The sequence below is a fragment of the Pararhodobacter zhoushanensis genome (assembly GCF_003990445.1).
Lineage (GTDB): Bacteria > Pseudomonadota > Alphaproteobacteria > Rhodobacterales > Rhodobacteraceae > Pararhodobacter > Pararhodobacter zhoushanensis.
The window spans coordinates 185,187-201,106 of the sequence record NZ_REEZ01000007.1 but is presented as its reverse complement, the minus strand read 5'-3'; the positions used below and the strand labels follow the sequence as shown (position 1 = coordinate 201,106).

General features: G+C 67.0%; 18 protein-coding genes and 1 tRNA gene. 12 read left to right on the top strand and 7 right to left on the bottom strand.

The window, feature by feature from the left end; genetic code table 11:
- The first annotated feature begins 34 nt into the window (after positions 1 to 34).
- From ahcY to EAE28_RS16305, 5 genes are all read left to right on the top strand, one after another.
- A complete protein-coding gene (gene ahcY / locus EAE28_RS16325; RefSeq protein WP_127108176.1) occupies positions 35 to 1,423 on the top strand; it encodes an adenosylhomocysteinase in 1,389 nt (462 codons plus the stop codon).
- Between the two features lie 195 nt (positions 1,424 to 1,618).
- Entirely contained in the window at positions 1,619 to 2,191 is a 573-nt protein-coding gene (locus EAE28_RS16320; protein WP_127108174.1) for a TetR/AcrR family transcriptional regulator, read from the top strand.
- 49 nt (positions 2,192 to 2,240) lie between these two features.
- The gene (locus EAE28_RS16315; protein ID WP_127108172.1) at positions 2,241 to 3,218 is read left to right on the top strand and encodes a quinone oxidoreductase family protein; all 978 of its coding nucleotides are present in this window, start codon (positions 2,241 to 2,243) and stop codon (positions 3,216 to 3,218) included.
- 204 nt (positions 3,219 to 3,422) lie between these two features.
- Positions 3,423 to 4,391, top strand: coding sequence for a ketopantoate reductase family protein (locus EAE28_RS16310; RefSeq protein ID WP_127108170.1), 969 nt, complete (start codon positions 3,423 to 3,425; stop codon positions 4,389 to 4,391).
- A 42-nt stretch (positions 4,392 to 4,433) separates the two neighbouring features.
- Positions 4,434 to 5,147: a tryptophan-rich sensory protein gene (locus EAE28_RS16305; protein ID WP_127108168.1), complete on the top strand. Its 714-nt coding sequence runs from the start codon at positions 4,434 to 4,436 to the stop codon at positions 5,145 to 5,147.
- On the opposite strand, the gene EAE28_RS16300 is transcribed toward EAE28_RS16305, so the two are convergent.
- The 5 genes from EAE28_RS16300 to tsaD are packed head-to-tail and all read right to left on the bottom strand — an operon-like array spanning position 5,131 to position 7,831.
- On the bottom strand, positions 5,131 to 5,565 hold the full coding sequence (locus EAE28_RS16300; protein ID WP_127108166.1) for an EamA family transporter: 435 nt from the start codon (positions 5,563 to 5,565) through the stop codon (positions 5,131 to 5,133). The genes EAE28_RS16305 and EAE28_RS16300 overlap by 17 nt on opposite strands.
- A gap of 19 nt (positions 5,566 to 5,584) precedes the next feature.
- Entirely contained in the window at positions 5,585 to 5,980 is a 396-nt protein-coding gene (locus EAE28_RS16295) for a DUF1761 domain-containing protein (RefSeq protein ID WP_127108164.1), read from the bottom strand.
- 59 nt (positions 5,981 to 6,039) lie between these two features.
- Complete coding sequence (locus EAE28_RS16290; protein ID WP_127108162.1) at positions 6,040 to 6,462, bottom strand: EVE domain-containing protein; 423 nt, start codon at positions 6,460 to 6,462, stop codon at positions 6,040 to 6,042.
- Entirely contained in the window at positions 6,462 to 6,734 is a 273-nt protein-coding gene (locus EAE28_RS16285; protein ID WP_127108160.1) for a YciI family protein, read from the bottom strand. Before EAE28_RS16285 ends, EAE28_RS16290 begins: the two co-directional genes overlap by 1 nt.
- Before the next feature lie 17 nt (positions 6,735 to 6,751).
- Positions 6,752 to 7,831, bottom strand: coding sequence for a tRNA (adenosine(37)-N6)-threonylcarbamoyltransferase complex transferase subunit TsaD (gene tsaD / locus EAE28_RS16280; protein WP_127108158.1), 1,080 nt, complete (start codon positions 7,829 to 7,831; stop codon positions 6,752 to 6,754).
- A gap of 91 nt (positions 7,832 to 7,922) precedes the next feature.
- On the opposite strand from tsaD, the gene EAE28_RS16275 reads away from it, so the two are divergent.
- The 3 genes from EAE28_RS16275 to EAE28_RS16265 all read left to right on the top strand — a co-directional run bounded on the left by EAE28_RS16275 (position 7,923) and on the right by EAE28_RS16265 (position 11,609).
- Positions 7,923 to 8,624: a uroporphyrinogen-III synthase gene (locus EAE28_RS16275; RefSeq protein ID WP_164736668.1), complete on the top strand. Its 702-nt coding sequence runs from the start codon at positions 7,923 to 7,925 to the stop codon at positions 8,622 to 8,624.
- Between the two features lie 72 nt (positions 8,625 to 8,696).
- Positions 8,697 to 10,043: a COG4223 family protein gene (locus EAE28_RS16270; protein ID WP_127108154.1), complete on the top strand. Its 1,347-nt coding sequence runs from the start codon at positions 8,697 to 8,699 to the stop codon at positions 10,041 to 10,043.
- A gap of 3 nt (positions 10,044 to 10,046) precedes the next feature.
- Positions 10,047 to 11,609 carry a heme biosynthesis protein HemY gene (locus tag EAE28_RS16265; RefSeq protein ID WP_127108152.1) on the top strand — a complete coding sequence of 521 codons (1,563 nt, stop codon included), beginning with the start codon at positions 10,047 to 10,049 and terminating at the stop codon, positions 11,607 to 11,609.
- Positions 11,610 to 11,657: 48 nt separating this feature from the next.
- Here the strand turns inward: EAE28_RS16265 and EAE28_RS16260 are convergent, their stop codons facing one another.
- Both EAE28_RS16260 and EAE28_RS16255 read right to left on the bottom strand, forming a co-directional pair.
- On the bottom strand, positions 11,658 to 12,248 hold the full coding sequence (locus tag EAE28_RS16260) for a P-loop NTPase family protein (RefSeq protein ID WP_220443950.1): 591 nt from the start codon (positions 12,246 to 12,248) through the stop codon (positions 11,658 to 11,660).
- A gap of 8 nt (positions 12,249 to 12,256) precedes the next feature.
- Positions 12,257 to 12,937 carry a helix-turn-helix transcriptional regulator gene (locus EAE28_RS16255; RefSeq protein WP_127108148.1) on the bottom strand — a complete coding sequence of 227 codons (681 nt, stop codon included), beginning with the start codon at positions 12,935 to 12,937 and terminating at the stop codon, positions 12,257 to 12,259.
- A gap of 73 nt (positions 12,938 to 13,010) precedes the next feature.
- Here EAE28_RS16255 and EAE28_RS16250 point away from each other — a divergent pair, with 73 nt between their 5' ends.
- The 4 genes from EAE28_RS16250 to EAE28_RS16235 all read left to right on the top strand — a co-directional run bounded on the left by EAE28_RS16250 (position 13,011) and on the right by EAE28_RS16235 (position 15,920).
- Complete coding sequence (locus tag EAE28_RS16250; RefSeq protein WP_127108146.1) at positions 13,011 to 14,612, top strand: FAD-dependent monooxygenase; 1,602 nt, start codon at positions 13,011 to 13,013, stop codon at positions 14,610 to 14,612.
- Between the two features lies 1 nt (position 14,613).
- Positions 14,614 to 14,796, top strand: coding sequence for a hypothetical protein (locus EAE28_RS16245; RefSeq protein ID WP_181954500.1), 183 nt, complete (start codon positions 14,614 to 14,616; stop codon positions 14,794 to 14,796).
- Positions 14,797 to 14,875: 79 nt separating this feature from the next.
- Positions 14,876 to 14,951 (top strand) — tRNA-Thr (locus EAE28_RS16240).
- A gap of 216 nt (positions 14,952 to 15,167) precedes the next feature.
- The gene (locus tag EAE28_RS16235) at positions 15,168 to 15,920 is read left to right on the top strand and encodes an SAM-dependent methyltransferase (RefSeq protein WP_164736667.1); all 753 of its coding nucleotides are present in this window, start codon (positions 15,168 to 15,170) and stop codon (positions 15,918 to 15,920) included.

Below are 15,920 nucleotides of genomic sequence, written 5' to 3'. Positions count from 1 at the left end.
TGGGCAAAAATACCGCGTCAGACAGGAGCCTCGGATGGCCGCCGATTACATCGTCAAAGACATTGCGCTTGCGGATTACGGTCGCAAGGAACTGGACATCGCCGAGACCGAAATGCCCGGCCTGATGGCCTGTCGTGAAGAATTCGGCACCACCAAGCCGCTGAAAGGCGCGCGTATTGTCGGCTCGCTGCACATGACGATCCAGACCGCCGTGCTGATCGAGACGCTGGTCGAGCTGGGCGCCGATGTCCGCTGGGCCTCGTGCAACATCTACTCGACGCAGGACCACGCCGCCGCCGCGATTGCGGCGGGCGGCACGCCGGTCTTCGCGATCAAGGGCCAGTCGCTGGAAGAGCATTGGGATTATCTCGACCGCTCGTTCCAGTTCGCCGACGGCCCCAACATGATCCTCGACGATGGCGGTGACGCGACGCTCTACGTGCTGCTGGGCGCGCGGGCTGAGGCCGGGGAAAACGTCATCCCCGTCCCGCAATCGGATGAGGAAGTGGTGATCAAGGCGCAGATCGCCAAGCGGATGGCGGCCAGCCCCGGCTGGTTCACCAAGGTGCGCGACCAGATCAAGGGCGTCTCCGAGGAGACCACCACCGGCGTGCACCGTCTCTATGATCTGCACAAGAAGGGCCAGCTGCCCTTCCCGGCGATCAACGTGAACGACAGCGTCACCAAGTCGAAGTTCGACAACAAATACGGCTGCAAGGAATCGCTGGTCGACGGCATCCGCCGCGCCACCGACACGATGATGGCCGGCAAGGTCGCCGTGGTCTGCGGCTATGGCGATGTGGGCAAGGGCTCGGCGGCGTCGCTCAGTGGGGCGGGTGCCCGCGTGAAAGTCACGGAAATCGACCCGATCTGCGCGCTGCAGGCGGCGATGGACGGCTATGAGGTGGTGACGCTGGAAGACGTGGCGGCCACCGCCGATATCTTCATCACCACGACCGGCAACAAGGACGTGATCCGCATCGAGCATATGCGCGAGATGAAGGATATGGCGATCGTCGGCAACATCGGCCACTTCGACAACGAGATCCAGGTCGCCCAGCTGCGCAACCACAAATGGACCAACATCAAGGATCAGGTGGACATGATCGAGATGCCCTCGGGCAACCGCATGATCCTGCTGTCGCAAGGCCGCCTGCTGAACCTTGGCAACGCCACCGGCCACCCGTCCTTCGTGATGTCGGCCAGCTTCACCAACCAGGTGCTGGCGCAGATCGAGCTGTGGACCAAGGGCGAGGAATACCAGCCCGGCGTCTACCTGCTGCCCAAAGCGCTGGACGAGAAAGTCGCCCGCCTGCATCTGGCGCGGATCGGGGTCAAGCTGACCACGCTGAAATCCGAACAGGCCGAGTATATCGGCGTCACGGTCGAGGGGCCCTTCAAGCCCGAGCATTACCGGTACTGATCTGGAAACGGCGGGTGTCCCACGATGGGACACTTTCCCGCCACCATAGAAATCAATAGTTTGAGCAGAGCCGTTAACCTTTGCGAAAGCTATGAACGGGAGCCAATCGGCTCCCGTTTTGCGTTTCGGTGGGGCAAGGGTTGGGCACCGCACTTAGTTCTGGACTATTCGATCCAGAATCACTATATCCCCCTCATGGCAAGACCGAAAGAATTTGAACGTGACAGCGCGCTTGAGGCCGCAATCGGGGTGTTCCGCGACCACGGGTTCGAGGGCAGCTCGACTGGCATGTTGCTTGCCGCGATGGGCATCGGCAGGCAGAGCTTTTACGACACGTTCGGCGACAAGCAGAAGCTCTACGCCGCCGCGCTCGAACGCTACGCGCGTGACGAAGCGCACAAGCATCTGAGCGCGCTCAAGACGGGCGGACGCGGGCTGGACGCCATTGCGGCCCTGCTGGACGGCGTGATCGCTCGGGCGGATGAGCCGTGCCTTGGCGTCGGGTCGATCAGCGAATTCGGCTGCCGCGACGCCGAGGTAAACGCGATCAACGCCGCCGCCGACCGGGTGCTGCAGCAAGCCCTGATGGCGTGCCTTGAGGACGCCGCAACCGATGGCACGCTGGCCGACGGGGTAGTGCCCGAGGAAGCGGCGCGCTTTGTGGTCGCGACGATTGCCAGCCTGCGGCTGTCGGCGCGCGGTGGCGCCGCTCCCGCGAGCCTAAATGCGATCAGAAGGCTGGCGATGCGCGCCCTGATCCGCCGGTAATTTTTTTTGGTCCATTTTGGACCATTCTGTCAAGAACGGAGTCAGACAGATGAAAGCAGTGGTAATGAACCGTCCCGGTGATCGGGACGTGATGGATTATGTCGCGTGGCCAGACCCGCAGCCGGGTCCGGGCGAGGTGCTGGTTACGGTGGCCGCAGCCGGGGTCAATTTCATGGATCTGGGCGTCCGGCAGGGTAAGGCCTGGACCGACACGCCCGACCCCAAGGTGATGGGTGTCGAAGGCGCTGGCACCGTGCGCGCGGTCGGCGCGGGTGTGACGGATTTCGCGCCCGGCGACCGCGTGGCCTGGGTCTATGCGCCGGGCAGCTATGCCGAGCAGCTGGTCATCCTCGCCGCCTCGCTGGTGCCGGTCCCCGAGGGGATTGACGATAAAACGGCGGCCTCGGTGATGATGCAGGGGCTGACCGCCAGCCATTTCGCCACCGATTTCTATCCGGTGCAGCCCGGCGATGTGGCGCTGGTCCATGCCGCTGCAGGCGGGCTGGGCCTGCTGTTGACGCAGATCATCAAATTGCGGGGCGGCACGGTGATCGGGCGGGTGTCGTCCGAAGAAAAGGCCGCCGTTGCGCGCGCGGCCGGGGCGGATCATGTGATCATCGACACCGCGGGCGAGTTCGCGCAGCAGGCGCGCGCGCTGACCGGCGGCAAAGGCGTTGATGTGGTCTATGACGGCAGCGGGCCGGTGACGTTTCAAGGCTCGCTGGATGCGCTGCGCCCGTCCGGCACGTTTTGCTGGTACGGCCCGGTGCTGGGAGCGCCCGATGCCATCGAGATCATGAGCCTGCCGCGCAGCATCAAGCTGGGCTATGCGGTGTTTTCGGATCACATCCCGACCCCGGCCTTGCTGCGCCAGCACGCGGCGCAGCTGTTCGACTGGATCGCGCGCGGTCAGCTGATGGTGCAGGCGACCACCGCCTATCCGCTACAAGAGGCCGCGCAGGCGCTGGCGGATATCGAGAGCCGGCAGACGACCGGAAAGCTGCTGCTGATCCCGGCGGGCCGGTAACGGCACAGCGCGCAGGTGCCCGGGCCGTCGATCATCGTGCGGCACTCGCCTTTGAGCCAGCAACGCACCCGCGTCTGCCTGCTGCATAGCCCGTGGCGGCGGGACCATGGCGGGGTTAAACCCCGCCCTACGATCCCGTTGCGCCCACTGGCGCCCTTTGGCGATCCCCCTTAGGGTCGCGGCAAAACGGATAAGGAGAACGCCATGCGGGTCATCGTTTACGGGGTTGGCGCTGTCGGGGGCGTGCTGGCGGCGGCGCTGCAACGCTCGGGCACCGAGGTAATCGGCATCGCGCGCGGGCGCATGCTGGCAGCCGTGCAGGCGGGAGGCATCCGCCTGCGCAGCCCCGAGGTGGATGCGGTGGTGCCGGTCACCTGCGTCGCGTCGCCCGGCGAGATCAGTTTTCGCCCCGATGACGCGATCCTGCTGTGCATGAAGACGCAAGACACCCAGCCCGCGCTGGACGCGCTGCGCATGGCCGGCGTGACCGAGCAGCCGATTTTCTGCGTTCAGAATGGCGTGGCGAACGAGGCGATGGCGCTGCGGCTGTTTCCCAATGTCCACGGCGTCACCGTGATGATGCCCGCGACCTATCTGAACCCCGGCGAAGCGATCACCCACTCTTATCCCAAGTTCGGTATGTTCGACATTGGCCGCTTCCCTAGCGGCTCGGATGACGCCGACGCCGCGCTGGCCGAGGCGCTGAACGGGGCGACGTTCGCGGCGTATGTCAAAGACGATGTGATGGCGTCGAAATATGGCAAGCTTCTGATGAACCTTGGCAATATCTCGGGCGCGGCCTTTGGGCCCAAGGCCGCGGACAAACCGCTGCGCGCCGCCCTTCGGGCCGAGGCGGAAACGGTTCTGGCCGCTGCGGGCATTCGCGTCGAGGATGTCAGCCAGACCGACCCGCGCCGGGCTGTGCATATGAAAACCGGCCCGATCCCGGATGCGCCCGGCATGAGCAACTCAACCCTGCAAAGCCTGCAGCGCGGGGGCAGTGTAGAGACCGACTATCTGAACGGCGAGATCGCGATGCTGGGTCGGTTGCACGGGGTGCCGACGCCGCTGAATGACGCGATGATCGCTCTGTCGGTGCGGATGCTGCGCGAGGGGATTGAGCCCGGAACTGTCTCGATGGACGAGACGATGGCGGCGCTGGGGATCCGCTGAGCAGGGCTGGATTTGCCGGTTCCGCGCGCCACATAAGGCAGCATGAAACGCCTCATGCCCTTCCTCGTTCTGCTCGTCGCGGTGACCTTTGCGGTGTCGCCGTTCTTTGTCACCAGCTTTGCCGGGTTCGATCCGGCCTTGTTCCCTGTCCCGCAGGATGACCCGCCGGTGCAGCCGGCGGGCTATGCCTTCTCGATCTGGGGGCTGATTTATGCGTGGCTGATCATTGCCGCCGGGTTCGGGCTGTGGAAACGCGCCGAAGACCCTGCGTGGCAGCCGATGCGCCCGGCGCTGTTTGTCAGCCTTGGGCTGGGCACCTTCTGGCTGGCGATGGCCGAGCGCACGCCGATTGGCGCAACCGTGCTGATCTGGGCGATGCTGATCGCGGCGCTGGTGGCGCTGTGGCGCACGACGCGGGCGGACCGCTGGTTGCAGCAGGCACCGGTGGCGATCTATGCGGGCTGGCTGACGGCGGCGAGTTCGGTGTCGATCGGGCTGCTGCTGGCCGGGTGGGGCTGGACGGGCGCGACGCCTGCGGCACTGGTCGCGCTGGTGGTGGCTCTGGCACTGGCACTGACGGTTCAGGCGCGGTTGCCGCGTGCGCCGGAATACGGGCTGACGGTGATCTGGGCGCTGGTCGCGGTGGTGGTGCACAACGCCAGCCCGCTGAACGCGCCGGTGGCCGGGCTGGCGGCGCTGGGGATAGCACTGATGGCGGGGTTGCTGATCTGGCGGCGGGTCAGCCCAGCGCCATGATCACCGCGCCTGAGGCGATCATGCCGACGCCGAGCCAGCTGAGGCCGGACAGGCGCTCGCCCAGAAACACCACGCCGAAGATCGCCACCAGCACGACGCTGAGCTTGTCCACCGGGGCGACCTGCGACGCCTGACCGATGCTGAGCGCGCGAAAATAGCAGACCCAGGACGCGCCGGTGGCGAGGCCCGAGAGCACCAGAAAGATCAGGCTCTTGCTGCCCAGCCCCAGCGGCGATTGCATCTGCCTGGTGGCGATCAGGATGGTGCCGAGCACCAGCGCCACGACAATGGTGCGAAAGAACGTCGCAAAGTCGGAATTGACGCCCTGCACACCGATCTTGGCAAAGATTGCGGTCATCGCGGCAAAAGCCGCGGCGAGCAGCGCCCAAAGCTGCCAGCTTGTGGTCCATTGGGTCATGAGGGCGTCCTTTCGCGGCTCAGAACAGCGTGAGCACCCCGCCCATCACCGCGCAGGCGATGGTGGCATAGCCGCCGTCGATCAGCGCCAGAACCTTGGGGCGTTGGGCAAAGAGGACGTTCAGGGTGATCCACGGCGCGATAAAGAACAGACCGATCCCCAACCCGCCCATGATGCCCAGACCCATGGTGTTGATCCCGCCCATGGCGAAGACATGGCGCATCATCCCGGCGACGAGCAGGATGCAGAGATAGGCCCCGGCGAAGGTGACCGGATTGGCCCCGCCGCGCGGTGCGCCGTTGGCGTCGGTCGGCACGCCCGAGGCCGCGACCCAGGGCTTTGACAGAACCCCGTACCAAAGCGCGCCGATGCCGAAACCAATCGCCGCGGTGACGATCACTGCGAGATAATCCATGCTGTCCCTCCCATGGTTTTGGTCAGGCTAGCGCGGGCTCTGGCGGCGGGAAAGGGGTTTCAGTCCTGTTCCAGGCCGCCCATGCGGCAGACGAGTTGCCATTCCTCGGGTTTGACCGGCTGTACCGACAGCCGCATCGAGGTGACCAGCGACATATCGGACAGTTCGGGCGTGGCCTTGATCTCTTTGAGCGAGACCGGCTGCGGCAGCGGTTTGACTGCGCGGATGTCGACGCAATCCCAGCGCGGGTCTTCGGTGGTGCTGTCGGGATGCGAGAGCGCGCAGACCTCGGCGATGCCGACGACCTCAAGCCCGATGTTCGAGTGGTAGAAGAACACCTGATCGCCAAGCGCCATCTCGCGCATGTTGTTGCGCGCCAGATAGTTGCGCACGCCGTCCCATTCTTCACCGGCCTCGCCCTTGGCGATCAGCTGGTCCCAGCTGAACTTGTTGGGCTCGGATTTCATCAGCCAGTAGGCCATCAGCCGATCACCTTTTTCCATTCCTCGATACGCACCGATGCGAAGAGCCCGGCCAGCGCGTAGGGGTCGTTCGCGGCCCAGGATTCGGCGGCGGCTTTGTCGGCGACGTCGATGACCACAAGGCTGCCGGTCATCGTGCCATTGTCCAGAAACGGCCCGGCGAACACGGTGCTGCCGGTGCCGTTCAGATAGGCCAGATGCGCGTCGCGGGTGGATTTGCGCAGGGGTTCGTGGTCGGGCTTGTCGGTGCAGATCAATGCGAACAGGGGCATGGGATTTCCTCTTTGGGTCAGGCTTTGGCGCCGCGCTTGCCCGAGCCGATCAGCGCGGGGGCGGCGGTGTCGAGCGGCCAGCGGGGCCGGGCGCTCAGGGTCATGTCATCGGTATGGCCGCCCCGGAACCGCTCGATCCCGGCCCAGGCGATCATCGCGGCGTTGTCGGTGCACAGGGCCAGCGGCGGGGCGATGAAGGGGATGTCGCCCGCCACCTGCGTCAGGCGGCTGCGCAGGGTGGCGTTGGCGGCGACGCCGCCGGCCACGGCAAAGGCGGTAATGTCGGGGCAAAGCGCCAGCGCGCGGCGGGCTTTTTCGGCCAGCGTGTCGGAGACGGCCGCCTGAAACCCGGCGCACAGATCGGCGCGGTCCTGACGGGTCAGCCCGCCCTTTTCGGCCACCAGCGCATCGCGGGCGCGCATCAAGGCGGTTTTCAGGCCGGAAAAGCTGAGATCACAGCCCGGCCGGTCCAGCAACGGGCGCGGGAAGGCGAAGCGTTTGGGGTCGCCTGACTTGGCCTCTTGCTCCACGCTCGGGCCGCCGGGTTGCGGCAGGCCGAGCAGTTTGGCGGTCTTGTCAAACGCCTCGCCGGGTGCGTCGTCAATGGTGCCGCCGAGGCGGGTGAAAGCCTCGGGGCCATCCACCCGCAGGAATTGGCAATGCCCGCCCGAGACCAGCAGCATGAGATAGGGGAACGCAAGGCCATCGGTCAGGCGCGGGGTCAGCGCATGGCCGGCAAGGTGGTTAACGCCGACCAGCGGCAGGCCGGTGGCGGCGCACAGCCCCTTGGCCAGCATCACGCCCGACAGCACGCCGCCGATCAGCCCCGGCCCGGCGGTGACGGCAATCGCGTCAAGGTCGCGCAAGGTCAGGCCTGAACGGGCGAGCGCCTCTTCCACCACCAGATCCAGCTTCTCGGCATGGGCGCGGGCGGCGATTTCGGGGACGACGCCGCCGAAGGCCGCGTGCAGATCGGTCTGGCCTGCCACCACATTGGCCAGCACCTCACCCGGCTGGCCCGGCACATGGCGCACCAAAGCCGCGCCGGTATCGTCGCAGCTGGATTCGATGCCAAGGACGGTAAGCGTGCGGGTCATGGGTGCCGTATTGGTCTGGCTGGTTGCAGAGCGCGTGGCACCGGGGGTAGCATCGGGGCGCGCCGCAGACAATGGGCGCTACGGAATGCTCATGCCCCCGATTTTGCTGCTGACCCGCCCCCTGCCCCAGTCCAACCGCTTCGCGGCCGAGGCGTTTGAGTCGTGCCCCCCTCATGAGGTAGTGATTGCCCCCTTGTCCGAAGTGGTCGGGGTGCCCTTTGATGCACGCGTTTTCGACCGCGCGCGGGGGCTGGTGCTGACCTCGGCCAATGCGGTGCCGTTCCTGCCCAAGCTGCCGCCGATGCCCGCGTGGTGCGTGGGTCCGGCGACGGCGCAGGCCGCCAAGGCGGCCGGGTTCGAGCCGCGCGATGGCGGCGGCGAGGCCGGGGCGCTGATCGAAACCTTGACCCGTGATGCGCCCGAGGGGCCGCTGGTTCATGCCCACGGCGTGCATCTGGCGCGCGATCTGGTGGCAGCGCTGCCGCAGCTCGATCTGCAGGGTGTCGCGGTCTACGAGGCGCAGGGGTGCGAGTTTCCGCCGGGTCTGGCGGAACAGTTGGCCGGGCGGCGCGTTGTCGTTGCGTTGTTCTCACCGCGCGCGGCGAAACGATTCGCCAACCAGTCTGGCATAGACGCAGTTTCGGATCTGACGCTGATCGCGATCAGTGCAAACTGTGCTGCAGCCTTGCCTGATACGCTGCGTGCCCATGCAGTGATCGCGGAGGCACCCGACGGCGCCGCAATGTTGCGCGCGGTCAAGGAAGCATTGTCGCAGGACGCCCCGGCGGGTTGAGACCTTGTCGGCGGCGGGCTAAGTATCAATCAAGCGCCGGTATTTGCGGCGCACAGTGACGTGGAGGTTCCGATGGCACGCACAACTCGCAGCCGCGCTAAGTCCGACAAGGCGAGTGACAAGGCGGCCGCCATCGACGAGGCCGAGGTCGTCGAAGAAAAGACTGCCGGGATTCCCGCAGAAACGCCGGAAAGCCCGTCAGCAACGCCGGTCGAAGCGCCCGTTCTGGACGCGCCTGCGGAAGAAACCCTGTCTGAACCAGCGCCCGCCCCTGAGCCTGAGCCTGAGCCGGTCATTGATCCGTCGGGGATGGCAACGGATGAGCCCGCGGTTGAGCAATCCCCGTTTTCCGAACCAGTGATCGAGCCGGTCGAAACCCCGGTCAGCGAACCCGTGGCCCCGGCGCCGCCCGCCCCGCCGCGCGGCACGGGCACGATGCTGCTGGGTGGCGTTCTGGCCGCAGCGATTGGCGCGGCGGCGGTGTTGTTCGTGCTGCCTGAGGGTTGGCGCGGGGCGACGGCGGACACGTCGGCTCTGACCGACCGGATCGCGGCGCTGGAAGCACAAAGCAGTGTCAGCCCGGCGGCCTTGCAAGCTGCGCTTGAGCCGCTGGACACCCGCATCACCGCGCTTGAGGCGGCGACGCCTGCCGATACCGCCGGTCTGGCGGACCGTGTAGCGGCGCTGGAAAGCGCGACGCCGGATCTGTCGCCGGTCGAGGAGCGGCTGAGCACGCTGGAGGCCGCGCCAAGCGGCGTGACCGAGGATACGCTGAACACCGCTGTCGGCTCGCTCGCGACCCGGCTGGCCGAGCTGGAAGAGGGCGTTGCCGGGCGGATCGACACGGCCGTAACGGCCGCGATGGCGGATGCCCGCAGCGCGCTGGATTCGCAAGAGCAGGTGCTGGAGACCCGCGAAGAGGATGTGGCGACGGCGCAGCAGCGCATCGCCGAGCGTGCCGCTTTGGCCGAACTGGTCGCGGCGTCCGAGTCGGGCGATCCGCAGCCGGGCGCTCTGGCGACGTTGACCGATGCGCCCGCCGCCCTTGCCCCCTTGGGTGAGGGGCTGGTGACGCTGGCGCAGTTGCAAAGCAGCTTCGCCCCGGCAGCGCGCGCGGCGCTCGCGTCGGTGCCGCCTGCGCCTGATGCCAGCCTGGGCGACCGGGTGGCGTCGTTCGTGCGGGCGCAGACCGGCGCGCGCTCGCTCGCGCCGCGCGAGGGCGACGACCCCGATGCCGTGCTGTCACGCGCCGAGGCGCAGTTGCAGCAGGGCAATCTGCAAGCGACGCTGGACGAGGTGGACGCGCTGACCGGCGCCCCCGCCGAGGCGATGGCAAACTGGCGCGCGCAGGCCGAGACCCGGCTTGCGGCCCTGGCAGCGCTGGCGCAAGTCCAGACGCGTATGGATGGTGAGGAGTAAGCGATGTTCTGGACAGTCTTGAAGGTCATCCTGTTCCTTGCCGTGGTCGCGGGCCTGACGATAGGCGCCGAGACCCTGATGCAGACAGACGCGGGCGTGCGCATCGCCGTGGCGAACACCGAATTCACGCTGGGCCCGGTGCAGATGGCGATTGCCGCGATCCTGCTGCTGGCCGGGCTGTGGCTGCTGATGAAGCTGGCCGGGTTGCTGGTGGCAACGCTGCGCTTCATCAACGGCGATGACACCGCGATCAGCCGCTATTTCGAGCGTGGCCGCCGTCGGCGCGGGCTTGAAGCGCTGACCGACGGCTTTCTGGCGCTGGCCTCGGGCGAGGGCGACAAGGCGCTGACCAAGGCGCGCAAGGCCGAGAAGCTGATGGATGACCAGACGCTGACCACCCTGTTGATCGCGCAATCGGCGCAGGCCAAGGGCAACACCCAGCTGGCCGAGGAGTATTACAAGCGGCTGCTGGAGCAGGACCGTTCGCGCTTTGTCGGCGTGCAAGGCCTGTTGTCGCAACAGATCGAAGCGGGCAATTCCACCAAGGCGCGCAAACTGGCGGCTACGGCGCTCAGCCTGCGGCCCGGCCATGCGGCGACGCAGGATAACCTGCTGAAACTGCAAAACGATGCCTCGGACTGGCAAGGCGCGCGGCGCACGCTGCTTGAGACTTCGCGTTCGGGCCGCTTGCCCAAGCCGGTCTATCAGCGCCGTGATGCCGTGCTGACCCTGCAACAGGCCGAGGTCGAGGCCGAGAAGGGCAACACCGCGCTGGCGCAGGATCTGGCGATCGAGGCGAACAAGGCCTCGCCCGAATTGGTGCCTGCGGCGGTGATGGCGGCGGGCGCGATGGTGGCGCGCGGCAAGCCCAAGGCGGCGGCCAAAGTGCTCAAACGCACGTGGAAAACCCAGCCGCACCCCGAACTGGCGCAGGCCTTCGCGGCGATTGCCCCGCAAGAGGCGGCGACGACCCGGCTCAAGCGGTTCGAGCCGCTGCTGGCGCTGACCCCCGGTCCCGAGGCGCAGATGACCCGCGCCGAACTGCTCATCGCGGCCGAGGATTTCCCCGGCGCGCGCCGCGCCATGGGCGATCTGCACGACACCCACCCGACGCAGCGCGTGATGACCATCATGGCAGCAATCGAGCGCGGCGAAGGCTCGCCGGATCAGGTGGTGCGCGGCTGGCTGGCACGGGCGCTGATCGCGCCGCGCGGCCAGCAATGGGTCTGCGAGAACTGCCACCATGAACACGCCGGCTGGCACGCGCTGTGCGCCAATTGCGGGGCGTTCGACACGCTCAGCTGGACCCAGACGCCCAACAGCTCGGGCCCCAGCGCGACGGGGACCGAGATGCTGCCGCTGATCGTGGGCGCCCTGCCCTCGCCCGCGCCTGAGGCGGCGGTGATCGACGACGAGGATGAGGTCGACGAGCCCGTCGCAGAAGAGCCCATCGAGGACGCCGAAGAACCCGAGGACGTCGCCGAAACCACGCCAGAGCCGGAACCCGAACCCGAGCAAGGCGCGAAGGTCATCGATCTGGACCAGACGCGGCGGATGGGGCTGTAAGGCCCACGGATCGCCAAAGAAAGGCCGCCCCTGGGGCGGCCTTTTGCATCAGGTGGCGAAAAGCTGGGCGATCTCGACCGGGGACTGCAGCTGGACGACGGGCACGTCGGCACCATAGCGGGTCAGGTGGTGCTCGATGACCGGGGCCTGATCGCGGTCATACTGCCACAGGGCCGACAGATTGCTGGCGGTGGGCAGACGCTCGGGGCAGCCGCGCGCCATGCCGGGGCGGACCCGCCCCCAGTGCACGAGGCCGCGCCACAAAACACGGGCCACCGCCGTGGTGCGCGGGACGCGCAGCCACAGCACCAGATCGGCGCGCGGCAGGCGCAGGTCCAGACTGTCAGGATCTGTGCCGTCCATCACCCAACGCTCGGCCCCAGCCAGCCGGGTGATGATCGCGCGTTGTTCCTCGGGATCGCGGGCGACCCAATCGGGCAACCAGCGCGCGTCTCGGTCAAGCGACTGGAACGGCAGATCAAAGCGGGTGGAGAGCCGCCGCGCCAGGGTCGTCTTGCCTGCACCCGCGCAGCCGATGACCAGCACGCGTTGTGCGGTGAGCAGCGCCGAAGCGGTCTGAGCGGGGGAGAGAGAGGCGGACATGAGCCACGGGGTGGGCGTTGGGCGCGCGACTGTCAAGCCGTGCCTCAGCCCCGGCAGATGGCAAACAGCCCGGCGCGCGAGGATATGCCGAGTTTGGCATAGGCGCGCTTGCGGTAGGTGATCACGCTGGTGGCAGCAACGCCCAGCGAATGGGCAATGACCTCGGCCTTCTGACCGGCAAGAATGCCTTCGCACACGGCGCGTTCGCGGTCCGACAGGGCGAGCAGGGCTTCGGGCATTGTGCCGCTGCGGGCTTCGAAATGCAGGACGGCAAGCCGGCCCAGAACGCGCAGCAGATCCTCGGGCCAGCCCTGTGCCTGTTGCGTTCGGTAAAGGTTCAGCACCAGATGCAGCCGCTCGCCCGTCGCCAGCACGGCCACCTTGTCGCCCAGCCCCGGCGCGTCGAAGAACCGGGTGCGGTAGGCGGGGGGCATCGCGCTGGTCAAATGTGCCAGTTCGACCAACGCTGCGGTCCGCGGTTCCAGCGCCAGCACCCGCGCGTGCAGCGGATCGTCGCGAAACCCGCTGCGGACATAGGCCTCGGCCAGACGGGTGCCCAGCCGACCTTCGATGAAATTGCGCGACAACAGGCAGGTGACAGCATCGGGGCGATAGGCAAAGATCATCACCTGATCGGCGCCCGCCGCCTGAGCGGCCTTCAGAAACGCGGGCGCGAAATCATCCTGGCCCAGTCGGGCAAGGCAGGGATCTATCAGCTCCAGCATGGCTGTCCTCTTTTGCGGGGGACATACAGCACCGCAATCCCGTTTTAGATACACATCAACACGGGAGGATTCCATGCGCCCTGAGGGACGTGGCGAGTATGACTCGCTCTATTTCACCTATCCGCAGTTCGAGGCCCCTGCTGCGGATGCCCCGCGCGACACCGATGCGCCGGTGATCATCGTCGGCGCTGGCCCTGTCGGCATGACCGCCGCGCTGACACTGGCAGCCGAGGGTGTGCGCTGCCTGCTGGTCGAGGCCAAGGGCACGTTCAACGACGGCAGCCGGGCGATCTGTGTGTCGCGGTCGAGCTATCACATTCTGGAGCGGATCGGTGCCGTCGCCCCCTTCCTGCGCGAGGGGCTGCCTTGGACGATGGGGCGGACGCTGTACCGGGGTCAGCAGATCCTTGAGTTCCAGATGCCCGACGGGTCGGATGACCGCTTCCGCCCGATGTACAACCTGCAACAGCAGTATATCGAGGCGTTCCTGTGGGACGCCGTCGCGGCCCAGCCGTTGATCGAGACGCGCTGGCAGACGCGGGTGACGGCGGTTGAGGATCAGGACGGCGGCGTGGCGGTGACCCTGAGCGATCCACACGGCGACTACCGGGTGTCGGCACCGTGGCTGCTGGCGGCGGACGGGGCGCGCTCGGCCATCCGGGGGATGCGCGGGCTGCGGCTGAAGGGTGAGAATTATGAGGGCCGCTATGTGATCGCAGATGTGCGGATGGCGCATGACTATCCGACCATCCGCCGCGCGCTGTTCGATCCGGGCTGCCGCCCCGGTGGCACCGTGCTGATTCACCGCCAGCCGCAGGACATCTGGCGCATCGACTATCAGCTGGGTGACGGTGAGAGCGCCGAGGAGGCAACCCGAGAGGACGTGGTGCGGGCGTCTGTGAGCGCGGTTCTGGCCGAGATCGGGCATACCGGCGACTGGGAGCTGGAGTGGTGGAGCGTCTATTCCGCCAACACGCTGGCGCTGGACGAGTACCGCGACGGGCGGGTGTTCTTCATCGGTGACAGCGCGCATATCGTGCCGATCTTTGGCGTGCGCGGGCTGAACAACGGGCTGGCGGATGCGCAGAATATCGGCTGGAAGCTGGGCCGCGTGGTGACGGGCCGGGCCGGTGAGGGCCTGCTTGACAGCTACACGCCTGAGCGGCGCGGGGCGACGCTGGATGTCTTCGCCAATGCGCAGAAATCGACGCGCTTCATGACGCCGCCGACGGCGGGCTGGCGGCTGATGCGCGACGCGGCGCTGTCTCTGGCGCTGACGCAGGACTGGGCCGGGCAACTGGCCAACCCGCGCCAGATGACGCCCTACACCTACGCCGACAGCCCTGCCGTGGTGGCGGGTGCGGGCGGCTTTGGCCCAGCGGCTGCGCTGGGGGCGATGCTGCCGGATGCGGCCGAGGGGGACGGGTTCCTGTCGGAATGCCTTGGCCCCGGCTTCACCCTGCTGTGCTTTGGCCCGGCGCTGGAGGTCGCGCATCTCGATCTGACGGTGCTGTCCCTGCCCTGTGACGGCGCGGCGGGAAAGCGGCTCGGCGCGGCAAAGGGCGCGGCCCTGCTGATCCGCCCCGACCTGCACATCGGCGCACGGTGGAGCGCGCCGACGCCCCAGGCCGTTCTGGCCGCAATCGCCACCATCCTGAGCACAAAGGTCGCCTGACATGCCCGATATCGAAGACGTCTTTGACACGCTGGCCACCACGCTCGATCAGGTCGGTGTCGAGCGCGCGCCCCTGTTTCTGGCCAAGGCCGCGCTGGCCCTGGCGCAGGCGCTGAACGACCCCGAGCGAGCGCGCGCGATCATCGAAGCGGCGGCGCGGCCCGACCCGGCGCACCAACGGTAAGCCCCGCCACAAAAGACGACGCCCCCTGCCAGTTTCAGCCTTGCGCAAGAGGCCTGTGAACAGTAAAGGGGGCGACGTGGCCGATGTAGCTCAGCTGGTAGAGCAACGCATTCGTAATGCGTGGGTCGGGGGTTCGAGTCCCTTCATCGGCACCACAATCCCCAACATCCCGAACCCAGCGCGCCCCTACACAGGAGCCGTCGCAGGACATACCGCGTGCCCGACAAGGTGTTCGCGCTGCGGGGTCGCGTCGGTACTGCCGGAACGCTGCCCGTTTGGTGGCCGCAATGTTTGCACGGCCCCGCAACAATCGGATTGCACCGAATTTGCGATTGCGCATACCCTCTTTCCTTGCAGCCCAAGGAAGACCCATGCCCGGCGACGACCGCCTGAGATTGCACACCGACGATTACGATTTCGCAATCCTTCACCCGGCGTTTCGGCGCCTGTTCGGCACGACCGATCTGTACAATTACGGCTATTGGCGCAGCGCCAGCGGTGAGCCGATCGAGACCCTGCCGGAAGCGGCGACTCGCCTTGTTTCGCTGCATATCGACACCGATCCCCAACGTGACACGGCCCGCACCGTGCTGGACGTCGGCTGCGGGCTGGGGGCCTGCACGGCGCTGTTTGCGGCAGGCTACCCCGAGGCCACAATCACCGGCATCAATTATTCCGCACGCCAGATCGCCTATGCCAACGACACCTACGCCAGCGCGCGGATCCGCTTTCTCCAGATGGATGCGACCGCGCTGGACTTTCCCGATCAGAGCGTCGATTGCATCCATGCCGTCGAGGCCGCGATGCATTTCCGCCCGCGCAGTGCCTTCTTCGCCGAGGCGCGCCGGCTGCTGGTGCCGGGCGGGCGACTGATCCTGACCGACGTTCTTGCCGACCGGCCCACCAGCTTCATTCCGTCGGTCAACGACGAAAGAACGCCCGCGGACTATGCCCGTTCGTTGCAGGCGGCGGGGCTTGAGCCCGTGGAGATCCGCGATATCAGGGCCGATACCATCCTGCCGTTCGCCGGAGTCATGCACCGCAGCGCCATGCATGCCTATGGCCGCGAGATCGAAGTATCCCTGTCTGCCTATCTGCTGGTGTGCGCGGTCAATCCCGGTTGA

What these genes read in the sequence shown, in the direction of transcription:
- EAE28_RS16290 (WP_127108162.1), bottom strand. Translation starts at nt 6,462, where the DNA reads ATGGCCTACTGGCTGATGAAATCCGAGCCCAACAAGTTCAGCTGGGAC.
- EAE28_RS16270 (WP_127108154.1), top strand. Translation starts at nt 8,697, where the DNA reads ATGGCACGCACAACTCGCAGCCGCGCTAAGTCCGACAAGGCGAGTGAC.
- EAE28_RS16265 (WP_127108152.1), top strand. Translation starts at nt 10,047, where the DNA reads ATGTTCTGGACAGTCTTGAAGGTCATCCTGTTCCTTGCCGTGGTCGCG.
- ahcY (WP_127108176.1), top strand. Translation starts at nt 35, where the DNA reads ATGGCCGCCGATTACATCGTCAAAGACATTGCGCTTGCGGATTACGGT.
- EAE28_RS16255 (WP_127108148.1), bottom strand. Translation starts at nt 12,937, where the DNA reads ATGCTGGAGCTGATAGATCCCTGCCTTGCCCGACTGGGCCAGGATGAT.
- EAE28_RS16250 (WP_127108146.1), top strand. Translation starts at nt 13,011, where the DNA reads ATGCGCCCTGAGGGACGTGGCGAGTATGACTCGCTCTATTTCACCTAT.
- EAE28_RS16320 (WP_127108174.1), top strand. Translation starts at nt 1,619, where the DNA reads ATGGCAAGACCGAAAGAATTTGAACGTGACAGCGCGCTTGAGGCCGCA.
- EAE28_RS16310 (WP_127108170.1), top strand. Translation starts at nt 3,423, where the DNA reads ATGCGGGTCATCGTTTACGGGGTTGGCGCTGTCGGGGGCGTGCTGGCG.
- EAE28_RS16315 (WP_127108172.1), top strand. Translation starts at nt 2,241, where the DNA reads ATGAAAGCAGTGGTAATGAACCGTCCCGGTGATCGGGACGTGATGGAT.
- EAE28_RS16285 (WP_127108160.1), bottom strand. Translation starts at nt 6,734, where the DNA reads ATGCCCCTGTTCGCATTGATCTGCACCGACAAGCCCGACCACGAACCC.
- EAE28_RS16295 (WP_127108164.1), bottom strand. Translation starts at nt 5,980, where the DNA reads ATGGATTATCTCGCAGTGATCGTCACCGCGGCGATTGGTTTCGGCATC.
- EAE28_RS16275 (WP_164736668.1), top strand. Translation starts at nt 7,923, where the DNA reads ATGCCCCCGATTTTGCTGCTGACCCGCCCCCTGCCCCAGTCCAACCGC.
- EAE28_RS16305 (WP_127108168.1), top strand. Translation starts at nt 4,434, where the DNA reads ATGAAACGCCTCATGCCCTTCCTCGTTCTGCTCGTCGCGGTGACCTTT.
- EAE28_RS16300 (WP_127108166.1), bottom strand. Translation starts at nt 5,565, where the DNA reads ATGACCCAATGGACCACAAGCTGGCAGCTTTGGGCGCTGCTCGCCGCG.
- EAE28_RS16235 (WP_164736667.1), top strand. Translation starts at nt 15,168, where the DNA reads ATGCCCGGCGACGACCGCCTGAGATTGCACACCGACGATTACGATTTC.
- tsaD (WP_127108158.1), bottom strand. Translation starts at nt 7,831, where the DNA reads ATGACCCGCACGCTTACCGTCCTTGGCATCGAATCCAGCTGCGACGAT.
- EAE28_RS16245 (WP_181954500.1), top strand. Translation starts at nt 14,614, where the DNA reads ATGCCCGATATCGAAGACGTCTTTGACACGCTGGCCACCACGCTCGAT.